The 15,097-nt window shown below is 62.1% G+C and carries 15 protein-coding genes; 8 read left to right on the forward strand and 7 right to left on the reverse strand.

Going from position 1 to position 15,097, the window contains the following annotated elements:
* The first annotated feature begins 14 nt into the window (after positions 1–14).
* From CH92_RS02035 to CH92_RS02045, 3 genes are all read left to right on the forward strand, one after another.
* Positions 15–1,532 (forward strand): 3-hydroxyacyl-CoA dehydrogenase, encoded by a 1,518-nt coding sequence (locus CH92_RS02035; protein WP_025240138.1) that lies wholly within the window; start codon positions 15–17, stop codon positions 1,530–1,532.
* Positions 1,533–1,749: 217 nt separating this feature from the next.
* Positions 1,750–3,318 (forward strand): methyl-accepting chemotaxis protein, encoded by a 1,569-nt coding sequence (locus CH92_RS02040; RefSeq protein WP_025240139.1) that lies wholly within the window; start codon positions 1,750–1,752, stop codon positions 3,316–3,318.
* Between the two features lie 119 nt (positions 3,319–3,437).
* The gene (locus CH92_RS02045; protein WP_025240140.1) at positions 3,438–3,962 is read left to right on the forward strand and encodes a DUF962 domain-containing protein; all 525 of its coding nucleotides are present in this window, start codon (positions 3,438–3,440) and stop codon (positions 3,960–3,962) included.
* 18 nt (positions 3,963–3,980) lie between these two features.
* Here CH92_RS02045 and CH92_RS02050 read toward each other — a convergent pair whose 3' ends face one another.
* From CH92_RS02050 to CH92_RS02065, 4 genes are all read right to left on the reverse strand, one after another.
* Complete coding sequence (locus CH92_RS02050) at positions 3,981–4,730, reverse strand: hypothetical protein (RefSeq protein ID WP_025240141.1); 750 nt, start codon at positions 4,728–4,730, stop codon at positions 3,981–3,983.
* Positions 4,731–4,917: 187 nt separating this feature from the next.
* Positions 4,918–6,465, reverse strand: coding sequence for a phospholipase D family protein (locus tag CH92_RS02055; RefSeq protein ID WP_025240142.1), 1,548 nt, complete (start codon positions 6,463–6,465; stop codon positions 4,918–4,920).
* A gap of 61 nt (positions 6,466–6,526) precedes the next feature.
* Positions 6,527–7,837, reverse strand: a complete 1,311-nt coding sequence (locus CH92_RS02060; RefSeq protein WP_025240143.1) for an NAD(P)/FAD-dependent oxidoreductase — start codon at positions 7,835–7,837, stop codon at positions 6,527–6,529.
* A gap of 77 nt (positions 7,838–7,914) precedes the next feature.
* Positions 7,915–8,403, reverse strand: a complete 489-nt coding sequence (locus CH92_RS02065) for an Lrp/AsnC ligand binding domain-containing protein (protein ID WP_025240144.1) — start codon at positions 8,401–8,403, stop codon at positions 7,915–7,917.
* Between the two features lie 148 nt (positions 8,404–8,551).
* Here CH92_RS02065 and dadA point away from each other — a divergent pair, with 148 nt between their 5' ends.
* The 5 genes from dadA to CH92_RS02090 all read left to right on the forward strand — a co-directional run bounded on the left by dadA (position 8,552) and on the right by CH92_RS02090 (position 12,088).
* The gene (dadA, locus tag CH92_RS02070) at positions 8,552–9,850 is read left to right on the forward strand and encodes a D-amino acid dehydrogenase (RefSeq protein WP_025240145.1); all 1,299 of its coding nucleotides are present in this window, start codon (positions 8,552–8,554) and stop codon (positions 9,848–9,850) included.
* Positions 9,825–10,181, forward strand: a complete 357-nt coding sequence (locus CH92_RS02075) for a RidA family protein (protein WP_025240146.1) — start codon at positions 9,825–9,827, stop codon at positions 10,179–10,181. The genes dadA and CH92_RS02075 overlap by 26 nt, the downstream gene beginning before the upstream one ends.
* A gap of 109 nt (positions 10,182–10,290) precedes the next feature.
* Positions 10,291–10,839 carry a cupin domain-containing protein gene (locus CH92_RS02080; protein ID WP_025240147.1) on the forward strand — a complete coding sequence of 183 codons (549 nt, stop codon included), beginning with the start codon at positions 10,291–10,293 and terminating at the stop codon, positions 10,837–10,839.
* Between the two features lie 163 nt (positions 10,840–11,002).
* Complete coding sequence (locus tag CH92_RS02085; RefSeq protein ID WP_025240148.1) at positions 11,003–11,425, forward strand: c-type cytochrome; 423 nt, start codon at positions 11,003–11,005, stop codon at positions 11,423–11,425.
* Between the two features lie 144 nt (positions 11,426–11,569).
* Entirely contained in the window at positions 11,570–12,088 is a 519-nt protein-coding gene (locus CH92_RS02090) for a cupin domain-containing protein (protein ID WP_025240149.1), read from the forward strand.
* Between the two features lie 24 nt (positions 12,089–12,112).
* Here CH92_RS02090 and xpt read toward each other — a convergent pair whose 3' ends face one another.
* The 3 genes from xpt to CH92_RS02105 form a co-directional block, all read right to left on the reverse strand.
* On the reverse strand, positions 12,113–12,685 hold the full coding sequence (xpt, locus tag CH92_RS02095; RefSeq protein WP_025240150.1) for a xanthine phosphoribosyltransferase: 573 nt from the start codon (positions 12,683–12,685) through the stop codon (positions 12,113–12,115).
* Positions 12,686–12,875: 190 nt separating this feature from the next.
* The gene (locus CH92_RS02100; RefSeq protein ID WP_025240151.1) at positions 12,876–13,466 is read right to left on the reverse strand and encodes a 3-keto-disaccharide hydrolase; all 591 of its coding nucleotides are present in this window, start codon (positions 13,464–13,466) and stop codon (positions 12,876–12,878) included.
* A gap of 4 nt (positions 13,467–13,470) precedes the next feature.
* Entirely contained in the window at positions 13,471–15,096 is a 1,626-nt protein-coding gene (locus CH92_RS02105; protein ID WP_025240152.1) for an alpha-amylase family protein, read from the reverse strand.
* Position 15,097 lies beyond the last annotated feature (1 nt).

Raw genomic sequence — 15,097 nt, forward strand, 5'->3', positions numbered from 1 at the left:
TTCAGGAGGTTCGCATGTTTTCCCGTATTGGCATCATCGGCGCCGGCGCCATGGGGCGCGGCATTGCGCAGTTATTCGCCAGCGCCGGTCAGCAGGTCTGGCTGTACGACAGTCGGCCCGAGGCCATTGAGCAAGCCTTGCAGTTCAACCGCGGGCTACTCGAACGCAGTGTCGCCAAGGGGCGCTTGAGCGCCGATGAGTTGACCGCGGTTATGGAGCGCATGCAGCCGGCTCATCAACTGGCCGAGCTATCCACCTGCGAGTTGCTGATCGAAGCCATTGTCGAAAATCTCGAGGCCAAGCAGAACCTGTTTGTCGAGCTCGAAGGCCTGGTCGCCGCCGACGCGGTGCTGGCGACCAACACCTCGTCGCTGTCGGTGACCCGCATCGCCAGTGCTTGCAAGCATCCCGAACGGGTAGCGGGCTATCACTTCTTCAACCCGGTGGCGCTGATGAAGCTCGTCGAGGTGGTCCGCGGTGAGCGTACCGACCCCGAGGTCATCGAGCGGCTGGTGCAACTGGCCGAGCACGCCGGGCATTTTCCCGCGGTCACCCCGGATACCCCCGGTTTTCTGGTCAATCACGCAGGCCGCGCCTATGGCACCGAGGCCCAGCGGATCCTCAGCGAGGGCATCGCCGCGCCAGAACAGATCGACCGCATCCTGCGTGACGGCCCCGGCTTTCGCATGGGTCCGTTCGAGCTATTCGATCTGACCGGCCTGGATATTTCCCATGCGGTGATGGAGTCGGTGCACGATCAGTTCTATTACGATCCACGCTACACGCCGTCCTACCTCGCTGCGCAGCGGGTGGCCGCAGGGTTGTTCGGACGCAAGACCGGTCAGGGTTTCTACCGTTACGAGAATGGCCAGCAGATCCGCACGCCGGAGCCCCACTTCGAGCCAGTGACTGTGAATCGGCCGTTCTGGCTCGACAGCATCGAGCCCGAGCTGCGCAGTCATATCGATTCCGTCCTGCAGCAGGCCGGTGCCGTACTCGAAGAGGGTGCCGAACCATCGAGCCAGGCAATCTGCCTGATCACGCCGCTGGGCGAGGATGCCAGCAGTTGCATCGAGCGGCTGGGGCTGCCTGCAGTGCGCACCATTGCGCTGGACCTGTTCAGTGATCTCGACAAGCGTCGCGTGCTGATGCGCCAGCCAGCGCTGGATCCTGCGCTGGAGGCGCAGGCGCGCCAAGCGCTGGGAGCCGATGGCGTACCCGTCGAAGTGATCAATGATTCTCCGGGCTTCGTCAGCCAGAGAGTCATTGCCAGCATCGTCAACCTTGGCTGCGAGATCGCGCAGAAGGGCATTGCTTCGCCGGACACGCTCGACCGCGCCGTGACTGTTGCGCTCGGCTATCCGAAGGGGCCGCTGGGGTTCGCCGACTACTACAACCCCGCCCGAATCCTAAGCATTCTGGAAGGCATGCAGGCCTGCTACGGTCATGAGCCCCGTTATCGCCCAAGTCCCTGGCTGCGGCGACGGGTGCAGCTCGGTCTGCCATTGACGGCGCCGGATGCGCCGCGCTGAGACGAAGCGAGCCTGATATTCAGCAGGATCGAGGCGTAGCTTAAGGTTGGCGATTTGCTGCCGCTAACCCGGTAGCCCCGGCCATACCAGGCGGTAGGAAAGGTCGACTGCTCGTTTTTTTCCGCCTGGTACAGGCTGTTTGCCACTAAGGAACGATGTCCATGGGTGGCAGAGGTGGTACAACAGCTTTTTACCGGATGAAAACAAGAGGCCACCGATGCGCCCTGCCTTCCGCCTTCGCCCCAAGGCCTGTCTGCTGCACGCAGCCGCCTTGCTGGGACTGTTGCTGTTTCATGACTGGATGGGACTGCCGTTCTATCTGACCGTGATTTCGATCATGCTGCTCGCTCTGTGGCCCTGGTTAGGTCCGTGGCGTGCCGACAGCGCCATCCCTGTTTCGGTCGACACTGGCCTGCAGAGCTCCGCCGCGCTGAGCAAGAGCCTTTCTCGTCATACCTGCCACAACGCGCTGTCGGCCGCGCAAGTGTCGTTCAGCGCCGAGCAATTGGCCGCACGCCTGCAGTCGCAGCTGGTGGCGATCAGTGAGGTGGCCAATGGCGCCGAGGCAATGACCGCGACCGAGCAGGACAGCGCCTCTCGTGCACGCCAGGCGCTGGAAGCCGCCGAAGCCGTCCGCCGCAGCAGCGACAGCGGGCGCGCCGAGCTGCAGCATGCAATCGAACGCATGCAAGGGCTCAGTGCGCAGACCAAAGCCAGTCGCGAGCTGCTCGACGGGCTTTCGGCACGCACTGAAGAAATACGGCGGATCACCGATGTGATCCAGTCCATCGCCAGCCAGACCAACCTGCTTGCGCTCAATGCCGCGATCGAGGCGGCGCGTGCCGGGGAGGCCGGGCGCGGCTTTGCGGTGGTCGCCGATGAGGTGCGCAACCTCGCCGGACGGACCAGCAGCGCCACCGATGAAGTCGGGCGGATGGTCAGCGATATCCGCGAGCAGAGTGGGGCGGTAGTCGACCACATCCAGAAACAGGCAAGCGAACTCGACGAAGCCGCGGCGCAGATTGCCGGTACCGGGACGCAGCTCAGCGGTATCGCCGACCTGGCCGGCAACGTCGAAACCCAAGTGGCGGAAATCACCTCCGGCACGGCCAATAACCACGAGCGGCTCGCACAGCTGTTCGTGGCGCTGGACCAACTGCGCGGAGATGCGTTGGAGAGCGAAACGCAGACTCGCCAGTTGGAGCAGGCAGCAGAGAAGCTCGTCAGCCAGGCAGAAGCCGTCAGCGAGCAGCTCGCCGAAGTGCAGCTGGATGACTATCACCAGAGCATCTTCGACCTGGCGCGTGAAGGCGCAGGCGCTATCGGTGCGCGTTTCGAGGCCGATCTGCAAGCCGGACGGCTCAGGCTCGATGACCTTTTCGATCGAAATTACCAGGCGCAGGCGGGGACCAATCCGGTTCGCTACAGCACCCGCTTCGACCGCTATGCCGACGAAGTCCTGCCGGCAATTCAGGAGCCACTGCTCGAGCGTAACGATGCGCTGGTCTATGCCATCGCGACCACACCGGACGGCTACGTACCGACCCACAACCGCGCCTTCAGTCAGCCCCCGGTTGGCGATCCGGAGATCGACAAGATCAAGAGTCGCAGCAAGCGCCTATTCAACGATCGAACCGGTGGGCGCTGTGGCAGCCACCAGCGCAAGGTGCTGTTACAGACCTATAGCCGCGACACCGGCGAGTTGATGCATGACCTGTCGGTGCCGATCATGGTGGCCGGCCGTCATTGGGGTGGCCTGCGATTGGGCTATCGCCCCGAGCCATAGCGGGTTGATGGCGCGTTGGCATAAGCGCCTTGGCCTTTGGCAGTCATCTACCATTGGTTGCCACCCTGCGAGCTGACAGGCTGGCTAAGCTTGCAGCACAGGCCATCCGGAGCTCACCCATGAAAACCCTGACCGATCACTTGGCGCAGTACGCGGCCTATCACCGTGATCCGCGCAATCTGCTTACCCATTTCATCGGCATTCCGATGATCGTGCTGGCCGTCGCGGTGCTGCTGTCGCGTCCCGGCGTGGAGGTTTCCGGGCTTTGGCTGAGTCCGGTTGTCGCGCTCGCCGTCGGCGCCACGTTGTTCTACCTGCGGCTGGACCTACGCTTTGGCGTGCTCATGGGGGCGCTGCTGTTGCTCTGCGTCTGGATCGGCGCGCACCTGGCGCAGCAGTCGACGGCGCTCTGGCTGAGCGCGGGAGTCGGGTTGTTCGTGGTGGGTTGGATCTTTCAGTTCGTCGGCCATTACTTCGAAGGGCGCAAGCCCGCGTTCGCCGATGATCTGAGCGGGTTGATCATCGGGCCGCTGTTCGTCGCGGCCGAACTGGGTTTCATGCTCGGCCTGCGTGAGCCGCTGCGTCAGGCCATCGAGGCGCGGGTCGGACCGGTAGGGCTACGCCAGCGCCCGATTGATGCCTGAACGCGGGTGTTAGGGCCTTCAATCAGGCGCGAGCGCCATCCACTGATCAGTGAGGCTGCGGGCATGGCGATCAACCATGATCGGCGCGAAGGCGCGGCCTGAGGCTGTGTTAAAGCTGTTGTTGCCGCTGTTCATGTCTTCGAGCGCCACCTTGAGAAAGCCCCAGCGGGTCTTCAATTTGGCGACGGCTGGATTTGATTGGCTGTCCAGGGCGTCGAGCTGCTTATCGATCGAAGGCACCAGAAGCCGCTCATCCTGGCCAAGGTAGGTGTCCGGTTGTTCCCGAGCGGTTTCGAAGGAGCCGACATAGGCACGGCTCAAATACTGGACGGTCAGGTATTCCACCTTGGCGGGCAGCTCGGCGCGGACGTCGGCGCCCTGCTGGCTACGCACCGCCGTGAGGAAGTCGCGCAGCGCCTTGCTCATGTGCAGCGGCCAGCCCCAGGGCACGTCATCTTCCTCATAGCCGAAGCCTGCGCCCTCGCGCAATGTGGCCTGTAGCACCTGATGCAGCTCGCGCAGTTCATTGCTGGCGCCGGGGAAGTTGTCTACCGTGTCGGCCAGCGCCTTGAGGTCGCTATCCAGGCGTTTCAGGTGCGCTTTTTGAAAGCCTTCGCCACGGTAAAGAAGTAGGCTGCTGGTGGCGCGGTTGGCATGAATCTGCATGCTTTCCAGCGCGGTGAACGTTTGAGCTTGAGCGGAATTGAGCAGCGCTGGGAACCAGCTCGCCAACACAATAACCATCCATAGCCATTTGCGAGAATGCATGTCGCGCTCCTTTTTATTTTTATAGAAGCAGGCGCCGTCCATTTCGGAACGGCATTAACCGCTCGCTAGCCTTATCTAAGAGGTAGCACTCTGGTATCACACCAAGGGATGAATTCCGAGACCCCGACCGTTTCGTCAGTAAGATTGGCCGAAGTGTCACGAAACGGATTTGCGCTCCAAAGGTCGCCTACAGCATGCGCTCAAGCCCGATCATCCAGCTGATCCAAGCGTTGAATCGCCGCCAGGCGCCGCCGGGTTCGTGCAGCAGCACCTTGCGCTGATCCTGATCCTCAGCGATCCAGACCAGGCGCTGTTTGCCCTGGTGCTCAATCAGCCGGACCTCATAGCTCACGGCGGGCGAAGTGCCCTCCAGCGTTAGCTGGTGCACCTCACTGGCCAGTGCAGGGCTGTCCACCAGAATGCCAACCTCGGTATTCCATAGTACCGAGCGAGGATCGAAATTGAACGAACCGAGGAACACTTGCTCCCGATCGAATATGGCCGCTTTGCTGTGCAGGCTGGACTCCGAATCGCCGCTAAGGCTATAGCTCGTGTCCTGGTCCGGTTGGCGGCGCAGTTCGAATAACCTCACCCCTGCTTGGAGAAGGTCGGCTCGGTAGGGCGCGTAGCCGCCATGTACCGCGGGCACGTCAGTTGCCTCTAGCGCGTTGGTCAGAATCTGCACGGCGACCCCGTTTCTAGCGTGGTCGGCAAGGTATTCGACGCCCTCCTCGGTGGGTACGAAGTAGGCGGAGATCAACGTCATCGAGCGGCTCACGCCATCCATGCTTGGCTGTAGTCGGGTAGTCAGCAGCAGTTTCTCGTCCGGAGTGCCGGGCGCTTCGATCTTGTCGGGATTGTCCCAGAGCGCCTCGCCTGGCGCCCAGATCAACTCCGCTAACCAATGATCGAGCAGCGGTTCGTCCAGATTGCCCATGAGGTGTTGATAGCGCCGATTGTCTTTGCGCTGCTCGATCTGCAAATAGTGCGTGACGGCTTTGCGCGCCTGCTCGAGTTCGGCTTGGTCCGGCGGATAACGCAGGAAGTGCTGGATCGGCACGCTGAGTTCATGGTTCCAGTATTCATCGAAGCTGCCGGCCAGTTGGCCAGCGACCGGGCCGGCAGCGAGCAGGTCGATGTCGGTGAAATTGAAGCCCTGGTCGGCGTCGAAATACTCATCGCCCAGATTGCGCCCTCCGACGATGGCCAGGCTACTGTCGGCCAGCATCAATTTGTTGTGCATGCGCCGGTGCTGTTGGGAAAGGTGAAACAGGCGCCCCAGTGAGCGTGTGACGACGTTGCTACGACCTAGGTGCAACGGATTGAACACACGAATCTGGATGTTGGGGTGCGCGGCCAACGTCGCGATCTGGTAATCGCTGCCGTCGCTGGTGGTGTCGTCGAGCAGCAGCCGGACCCTGACGCCACGGTCGGCCGCACGCAGCATCTCGTCGATCAATGCTCGGGTGCTGAGCCCGTCGTGGACGATGTAGTACTGCACGTCGAGGCTCGTCTGCGCATGGCGGATCATCTTCATGCGTGCGGTGAAGGCCTCGGCACTGTCGGAGAGAAGACGAAATCCGGAAGTGCCGTCAGGCTGTCCGGACCCCAGCGCATCGACTCGCTTGGCCAGTTCGGAATCGTGGCTGGGCAGGGCGTAGGATGGCGGGGCGGGAACGACCTGGCCCGCGCAGCCGGCCAGGAACAGCACCACTACAAGAAACAGCAGACGCATGTGCAGGGTCCTCCTGTCGATTGTTATCCCGACAGCTTGGACGTCAGCGAAACGGCAGAATTCAGAACTGGTCTTTTAGCCTGTGCCAGAGCATTCCCAGCGCCAGCAAGGGGGAACGAAAGCGTTGCCCGCCTGGAAAGGTCGGGTGCGGGACGCGGGCAAACAGGTCGAAACGGCCCTCGGCCTGCCCGGTGATGGCCTCGGCCAGGAGCCGCCCGGCCAGGTGAGTGGCGTTCAATCCATGCCCTGCATAGGCCTGCGCAAAATACACGTTGGATTGATCGGGTAGCCGTCCGATTTGCGGCAGACGATTGGCGCCTATGCCGATCATGCCGCCCCATTGGAAGTCGATGCGGGTGCCCTGCAACTGCGGAAACACCTCGAGCATCTTGGGCCGCATGTAGGCTGCGATGTCTTTCGGGTCCCGCCCTGAATAATGGCAGGCGCCACCAAACAGAAGGCGCCCGTCAGCCGACATCCGGAAATAGTCCAGCGCCACCCGCTGATCGCAGACCGCCATGTTTTGCGGCAGCAGCGCGCGGGCTGTGTCTTCGGGCAGTGGCTCGGTGGCGATGATGTAGCTGCCGGCTGGCAACACCTTCCCAGACAGCGCCTTGTTCAGCGAGCCCAGATAAGCGTTGCAGGCCAGTACCAGCTGCCCTGCACGAACGCTGCCCTGCGCTGTATGCACCTGGATCTGCGGGCCATAGTCGATGCGCTCGACCGTCGACTGCTCGAACAATCGGACGCCCAGCGATTGCGCTGCGGCCGCTTCCCCTAGCGCCAGATTCAGCGGGTGCAGGTGGCCGGAGCCCATGTCGATCAAGCCACCTACGTAACGATCCGAGCCGATGACCTCGTGCATGGCGTCTTTCGGCACGCGCCGCAACGGATGGGGATAGCCCAGACGTTGAAGATCGGCGTAGTCGGCTTCGAATCCCTCGACATGGCGCTGCTTGGTCGCCAGGTCGCAATAGCCCCAGGTCAGATCGCATTCGATGGCGTAACGCTCGATGCGCTGGCGAACGATGTCCACCGCCTCGAACCCCATACGCTTGAGGCTGTCCACACCGTCATCGCCCAGCACCGGTTGGAACTGCTCGACGTCATGTCCGACGCCACGGATCAGCTGCCCGCCGTTACGGCCGCTGGCGCCCCAACCAATCCGGTGTGCTTCCAGCAACACCACCGACATGCCGCGCTCAGCCAGCTCGATGGCCGTATTCAAGCCGCTGAAGCCGCCGCCGACGATGCAGACATCGGCGTGCTGCTCGCCCTGCAAGGGGGCGAACTCGAGGGTTCGGTTGGCGCTGGCAGCATAGTAGGACGGGGCGTGGAGCTGTGCGGGTGCGGCCGGTTGCCGAGTGGTCATAGTCGAGCCTTGAGCGATTTTCCTGGTCGAAGGGTAGACCGGACCGGGTCCGCTGAGCAAAAAGCGCAGTCTCTCGATCAATCCGGTACGGGCAGTTCGAGCGACTCCTTTACCTCTTCCATGACGATGTAACTCTTCGACTCGCGCACGTGTGGCAGCTTGAGCAGGATGTCGCCCAGCAGTTTGCGGTACGAAGCCATCTCGGAAATCCTCGCTTTGATCAGGTAGTCAAAGTCCCCCGATACAAGGTGACACTCCAGCACATGCGGCAGCTTGAGCACGGCGCGGCGGAACTCCTCGAAGATGTCGCCGGATTTGTAGGCCAGGCTGATTTCGACGAAGACCAGCAGCCCGCCCTTGAGATGCTGAGGATTCAGGCGGGCGGTGTAGCCCATGATGATGCCCTCGCGTTCCAGGCGGCGGACGCGTTCGGTGCAAGGCGTTGTGGACAGGCCGATGCGCTCGCCCAGCTCAGTGAACGGCATACGCCCTTCGGCCTGTAGCAGGCGGAGGATCTGACGGTCGAGCTTATCCAATTCTCGGCGGGTCTGATGCTTGGTTCGCATAGGTGTATCGCCTCCAAATAAGCCGTTTATGGCGTGAATAAAACGCAAAGATAGCGCTTTATATGGCGAATACCACTGCCGGTAGCTTTTTATACTCCGCTTTAATAGTGACTCGGACAGTCCGGTCGAGGCCGGGCGGGAGGCGGGGATGCGTGTTCTGGTGATGGGTAGCGGCGTAATCGGCACCACCAGTGCCTATTATCTGGCGCGTGCGGGATTCGAAGTGGTCGTTGTCGACCGTCAGCCCGCCGTGGCGATGGAAACGAGCTTCGCCAACGCCGGCCAGGTGTCTCCCGGTTACGCCTCGCCCTGGGCCGCGCCCGGCGTGCCGCTGAAGGCGATGAAATGGCTGATGCAGCGCCATGCCCCGCTGGCCATCAAACTTACCGGCGATATCCAGCAATACCTGTGGATGGCGCAGATGCTGCGCAATTGCACGACGGCGCGCTACGCGGTGAACAAGGAGCGCATGGTGCGGCTGTCCGAATACAGCCGTGACTGCCTCGACGAGCTACGCGCCGAGACAGGCATCGACTATGAAGGCCGTCAGTGCGGCACGACCCAACTGTTCCGTACCCAGGCGCAACTGGATAACGCCGCCAAGGACACTGCCGTCCTGGAAGCCTCCGGCGTGCCTTACGAATTGCTGGATCGCGCCGGCATCACTCGCGTCGAACCTGCGTTGGGGCGAGTAGCGGACAAGCTCAGTGGCGCGCTGCGCCTGCCCAACGACCAGACCGGCGACTGCCACATGTTTACCACCAGGTTGGCCGAGATGGCGCGTGCGCTCGGCGTGGAATTTCGCTTCGAGCAGGACATTCAGCGGCTGGAGTTTTCCGGCGATCGTCTCGATGGCGTCTGGATCGGCGGCAAGCTGGAGAAGTCCGATCGCTACGTGCTGGCGCTCGGTAGCTATAGCCCGCAGATGCTCAAGCCACTGGGCATTCATGCTCCGGTTTATCCCCTCAAGGGTTATTCGCTCACCGTACCGATCAGCGATCCGGCCATGGCACCGGTTTCGACGGTGCTCGATGAAACCTACAAGGTCGCCATCACCCGCTTCGACCAGCGGATTCGCGTCGGCGGCATGGCCGAAATCGCGGGGCATGATCTCTCGCTGAATCCACGCCGGCGCGAAACCCTGGAGATGGTTGTCGGTGATCTCTTCCCGCTGGGCGGCGACCCGAGCAGTGCGCAGCTGTGGACCGGATTACGCCCGGCGACGCCAGATGGCACGCCGATTATTGGCGCCACCGCCTATCGCAACCTGTATTTGAACACCGGTCACGGTACCCTTGGCTGGACCATGGCCTGTGGTTCCGGGCGTGTGCTCGCCGACCTGCTGGCGCAAAAACGTACCCATATCAGCACCGATGGGCTGGACATTTCCCGTTACGGCACGACCAAGGAGTCCCGCAAACATGGCCATACAGCGCCTGCACACTAACTCACGCATGAGTCAGATCGTCATCAATCGCGGCACGGTCTATCTGGCTGGCCAGGTGGGTGAAGACATGAGCGCCGGTATCGAGCAGCAGACCCGCGATACGCTCGACAACGTCGAACGACTGCTACGTCAGGCGGGCACCGACAAGCAGCACATTCTTTCGGTAACCATCTACCTCAAGGACATCGATGCCGATTTTGCCGGGATGAACGCGGTGTGGGACACCTGGCTGCCGGACGGGGCCGCGCCGGCCCGCGCTACCGTCGAAGCAAAGCTGTGCGAGCCGGAGATCCTGGTCGAACTTTCGGTGGTCGCCGCGCTGCCGGAATAACACCATGGATCCACACCTGTCAGGCATTTCGTCCTGGCGTGTTGAAAATACTGAACGCCCTCGCCATCATAGCGCCTCTGTTTATCGCGCTTGATTGGGGGCTCCCGTATTGGACGTCGGCGTTCGACTGCAAACCATCCGCAAACTCAAGGGCCTGTCCCAGCGTGAACTCGCCAAACGTGCAGGCGTCACCAACAGCACGATTTCGATGATCGAGAAGAATAGCGTCAGCCCCTCCATCAGCTCGCTGAAAAAGGTGTTGAGCGGCATCCCAATGTCGCTTGTCGAGTTCTTTTCGCCCGATTTCGAGCAGGAGAGTGATACCCAGGTGGTCTACAAGGCGGGCGAGCTGATCGATATTTCCGACGGCGCGGTGAGCATGAGACTCGTCGGCAAGGCGCACCCTGGGCGGGCCATCGCCTTTCTCGCGGAAACCTATCCGCCAGGCGCCGATACCGGCACGGACATGCTGGCGCACCAGGGCGAAGAGGCCGGCATGCTGGTCGAAGGGCGCCTGGAACTAACGGTGAGTGGCCAGACCTATGTGCTCGAAACCGGCGATAGCTATTATTTCGAAAGCAGCAAGCCACACCGTTTTCGCAATCCCTTCGATGCGCCTGCCAAGCTGATCAGCGCGACGACGCCGGCTAACTTCTGACCTGGGCCAGGATCCGACCATAGAGCGGCTCCGCGGTGCGACACAGCGTCGCTGGCGATACCTGCGCAACATGGGTTGTTTCGGCAAGCATGGCTTGCCGCTATACTAGCCGCCGCTCGCGTAACCGTGGCCGCGGGCGTGTCTAGCCACATGAGGGTGAAAGGTGAACCTGATTAAGAAGATCCTGGTAGCACAGACTGCCGTAGTGGCCCTGTGGGCAGTGAGCGCTCAGGCTGCGACCAACGACGACATCGCCGAGCGACTCAAGCCGGTGGGCGAAGTCTGTATCCAAGGCGAAGAATGCGCTGCAGCCGGTCCGGCCGCTGCTGCCGCTGGCGGCGCTGCCCGCACTGGCGAACAGGTGGTCGGCAAGTTCTGCGGCGCCTGCCATGGCACCGGCTTGCTGAACTCGCCGAAAGTCGGCGATACGGCTGCCTGGCAGGCTCGCGCTGACAAAGAAGGCGGTCTCGATGGCCTGCTGGCCAAAGCGATTTCCGGTATCAACGCCATGCCGCCCAAGGGTACATGCGCCGATTGCTCCGACGACGAGCTGAAGGCCGCCATCCAGCACATGTCCGGCCTGTAAGCGTCCGCCGGTCAGCAAGCAAAGCCGCCTTCGGGCGGCTTTGTCGTTTCTGACGGAGCAAAGCTGCGAGGCGTCTGGTCAAAACTTCAAACCTGTTCCCCAGGGCTGGCCTCCTGCCTGCCTTGGCATGAAGTTGAGGTGCCTATGCCCAGTTCCGCCCCGCAACCCGAGCAACTGCACTTTGCCAGTGACGGTCGCACGCCGAACAGTTCGCATCCGGTATTGGTTTACCGTCAGCTGCCGTTGGCTGATGGCGACTACGCCGGCGCGTTCGAGAACCTGTTCAACAGCCATTTATGGCCTGCGCAATGGCGCGCCGCCGTGTTCGACTATCACCATTACCATTCCACTACCCATGAGGTGCTTGGCGTGTCGCGTGGTTCGGCGCGGCTGATGCTCGGTGGGGAGCAGGGGCAGGAAGTCGAGGTGCACGCCGGCGATGCGCTGGTGCTGCCGGCAGGTACTGGTCATTGCCAGTTGAGCGCCAGCGATGACTTCGAAGTAGTGGGTGGCTATCCCGTCGACCAGCAGTACGATCTGCTGCGCCCGGATGAAGCCAGCCACGACGAAGCGCGGGCGCGCGCCGAGCGGGTCGGCGTGCCGATAAGCGATCCGGTTGCCGGCACCCAGGGCGCCCTGGTCGGGCTATGGCGTGCGGAATAAGACGTAACGAGAAGCGCGGTGTGCTTATTCGACAAACATCACCTGACCGTCACTGAGCGCCGCCACGCGCGCCAGCGATTCGACGCGAAAGCCGGCTGCTTCTAGTTCTTGGCGACCCGCCTGGAACGACTTCTCGATGACGATGCCCAGCCCGGCGATGCTCGCGCCGGCCTGCTGAATGATCGAGATCAGGCCCTTGGCTGCTTTGCCATTGGCCAGGAAGTCGTCGATGATCAACACCCGGTCGTTGGGTGACAGGTGATTGGTCGAGATCGCAATGGTACTTTCGACCTGCTTGGTGAAGGAGTACACCGTGGCGGTCAGCAGGTGGTCGGTCAGCGTCAGCGACTGGTGCTTGCGCGCGAAAATGACCGGCACGCCCAGCTCCAACCCCGCCATGATCGCCGGAGCGATGCCGGAAGCTTCGATGGTAACGATCTTGGTAATGCCCTCATCGCGGAACAGCCGGGCAAATTCCTGGCCGATCTGCTGCATCAGCACAGGGTCGATCTGGTGGTTCAGAAAGGCATCGACCTTGAGAACACGGTCGGAAAGTACGATGCCTTCATTACGAATCTTCTGTTTCAGCTGTTCCACAGACGCGCTACCTCAAGCGTGAGCGGCCGGGTTCGCCGGACGAATCGTTTGCCGAAAAACCAGCTGGGCGCTGCGCCAATAGAGGCGAGCGCCCAGCTCGTTTCGATCCAGCGTCCGTTCGTCAAGGCTTCCGCAGCCTGGAAAGCCGCGCATTCTCGCTCAATTTCATGCGCGGGTCCAAGTGGACCGTTCAGTCCGGTGTTTCGATCGACAGGCGGCGAAAGCGCGCCGCCTCGCCATGGTGCTGCAGGACGACGTGCCCCTCGGCGGCCTGGGCAAAACGCGGATAGCGACGGAATTTACTGTGGGTGATGCGCTCGCGCAGGGCCGAATCATCGAGGCAATAGCGCAGAACGCATCGCCCACCCAGCCAATGCTCGACCTCGCCGTCACGCACGCAAAGTGCCGCCTCGATGAACTGCTCGGGCTCGATCGGCGTTTCCAGCTCGGGCCGCAGTAGCCCGTACAGCGCACCGTTGCGCGTGGTGGGCTCGCGGCCATCCGGATGATTCAGGTCATCGAGCAGCTGCATTTCCGGGCCGCTGTGCCAGCTCAGTTCGGCATCCTCTTCAACCCGACAGAACAGGCCGGAATTGCCGCCCGCTGGCAACGCGAATTCCAGACGCAAGACGAAGTCGCGATAACGCTGCCGCGAGATCAAGTCGACCCGCTGCGTACCGGCGATGGCTTGAAGCTCATCGTCCTCCTCCCGCCAGCAGTCATGGGGGAAATCAGCGCCGTGCCAGGCGCGCCATTGGGATGCATCGAGTAGCTTGATCATACGGTCATCCAAACAGCTGCTGTTTACGCCGTAGCCAGCGGTAGCCATACGGCCCGAGCCGGATTTTCAGCGGCGTGCCTTCGGGCTGGTCGTAGTTGCAGTCGGCGAGCACATCGACCATGTCCTGTAGGTCATCAGCAGTGATCTCGACGGTGGTTTCCTTGTCGGCCAGATTGACCAGCATGAGCACGGTGGAGCCGTTGTCGTGGCGGATGGCAAACACGGCCGGATCATCGACTTCCACGGTCTGACGCTCGCCAATGCCGATCTCGCGCAGCCCGATGCGAGTTCGGATCATATTGCCGGTGCGCGCCATCAGAGAATCACTGCGCAGGGTCTGGGCGAATACGTTGATCTTCTCGTAGGTGAACGGACCCTCGTCAATCAGCGGTGCGGCCAGCTCACCTGTGGTGCAGGAGAAGCCGGCGTTAGGCTCGTTGGACCACTGCATCGGTGTGCGCACGGCTTGGCGCTCGGGACGCTCCATGTCGTCGCCCATGCCGATCTCTTCGCCGTAGCGGATGATCGGCGTGCCGGGCAGCGAGAACAGCAGGGCATGGGTGGCGGCGATGCGTCGCTCATCGCCGTCGAGCATGGGGGCGAGCCGCCGTCGGATGCCGCGGTTATAGGCGCGCATTTTCGGATCAGGGGCAAAGGTGTCCATCACTTCCTTGCGTTCGCTTTCTTCCAGACGGTCCAGGCTCAGCTCGTCGTGGTTGCGAATCCATGATGCATATTGCGAGTGGCTGGGCGGGACCGGTTGGCTGTTTATCGCGCGGATCAGCGGTTCGGCCTGTTGCCGAGCCAGTGCCAGAAACAGATGGTTGTTGGTCCAAAAATCCAGCAGCAGGGTGACGCGGTCGGCCTCGTCGCCGAAGTACTCGACATACTTTTCCGGATCGGTATCGATCTCGCCGAGCAGTACGGTTTCGGGCCGGCGCATGGTGACGAAGTCACGCATGTGCTCGAGTAGCCAGTAACCCTTCTTGAGATCACCGCCGCCGGCCTGGCGCACCATGTGTACCGCCGCATCGATGCGGAAACCCGACACGCCCAGGCGCAGCCAGAACGACATGATCCGTTCGATCTCGTGGATCACCCGCGGGTTGGCCAGGTCCAGATCCGGCTCGTGCTTGTAGAACAGGTGGCGGTAGTACTGGCCGGCTTCTTCGTCCCAGGTCCAGATGCTGTCTTCGACCGTCGGGAAGATCGGTTTCATTGACTCGTCCGGCTGCGGCTCGTCCGCCCAGATGTAATAGTCGCGGTAGGGCGAGTCGCGATTGCGGCGCGCCTCCTGGAACCACTTGTGCTCGATAGAGGTGTGCTGCACCAGCAGTTCTACGATCACGTGCAAGCCCAGCTCCTCGGCCTTTTCCAGCAGCGCGACCATGTCCGCCAGATCGCCGAAGCGCGGCGCGACCTGCAAATGATCGGTGACGTCATAGCCGGCGTCGCAGAAGGGTGAATCGTAGAACGGCATGATCCACACGGCGGTGGCACCCAGCCCCCGTATGTAATCCAGCCGCTCGGTGATGCCGCGCAGGTCCCCGCAGCCATCGCCGTTGCTGTCGCGAAACAGAGCGGGATCGACTTGATAGATCACCGCGTTGCGGTACCAGAGTGGACGCATG

It is taken from the genome of Stutzerimonas stutzeri (assembly GCF_000590475.1).
In the GTDB taxonomy this organism is placed as follows: Bacteria; Pseudomonadota; Gammaproteobacteria; order Pseudomonadales; family Pseudomonadaceae; genus Stutzerimonas; species Stutzerimonas stutzeri_D.

What these genes read in the sequence shown, in the direction of transcription:
- CH92_RS02040 (WP_025240139.1), top strand. Translation starts at nt 1,750, where the DNA reads ATGCGCCCTGCCTTCCGCCTTCGCCCCAAGGCCTGTCTGCTGCACGCA.
- CH92_RS02045 (WP_025240140.1), top strand. Translation starts at nt 3,438, where the DNA reads ATGAAAACCCTGACCGATCACTTGGCGCAGTACGCGGCCTATCACCGT.
- CH92_RS02100 (WP_025240151.1), bottom strand. Translation starts at nt 13,466, where the DNA reads ATGATCAAGCTACTCGATGCATCCCAATGGCGCGCCTGGCACGGCGCT.
- CH92_RS02065 (WP_025240144.1), bottom strand. Translation starts at nt 8,403, where the DNA reads ATGCGAACCAAGCATCAGACCCGCCGAGAATTGGATAAGCTCGACCGT.
- CH92_RS02055 (WP_025240142.1), bottom strand. Translation starts at nt 6,465, where the DNA reads ATGCGTCTGCTGTTTCTTGTAGTGGTGCTGTTCCTGGCCGGCTGCGCG.
- CH92_RS02105 (WP_025240152.1), bottom strand. Translation starts at nt 15,096, where the DNA reads ATGCGTCCACTCTGGTACCGCAACGCGGTGATCTATCAAGTCGATCCC.
- CH92_RS02035 (WP_025240138.1), top strand. Translation starts at nt 15, where the DNA reads ATGTTTTCCCGTATTGGCATCATCGGCGCCGGCGCCATGGGGCGCGGC.
- CH92_RS02090 (WP_025240149.1), top strand. Translation starts at nt 11,570, where the DNA reads ATGCCCAGTTCCGCCCCGCAACCCGAGCAACTGCACTTTGCCAGTGAC.
- dadA (WP_025240145.1), top strand. Translation starts at nt 8,552, where the DNA reads ATGCGTGTTCTGGTGATGGGTAGCGGCGTAATCGGCACCACCAGTGCC.
- CH92_RS02060 (WP_025240143.1), bottom strand. Translation starts at nt 7,837, where the DNA reads ATGACCACTCGGCAACCGGCCGCACCCGCACAGCTCCACGCCCCGTCC.
- CH92_RS02075 (WP_025240146.1), top strand. Translation starts at nt 9,825, where the DNA reads ATGGCCATACAGCGCCTGCACACTAACTCACGCATGAGTCAGATCGTC.
- CH92_RS02050 (WP_025240141.1), bottom strand. Translation starts at nt 4,730, where the DNA reads ATGCATTCTCGCAAATGGCTATGGATGGTTATTGTGTTGGCGAGCTGG.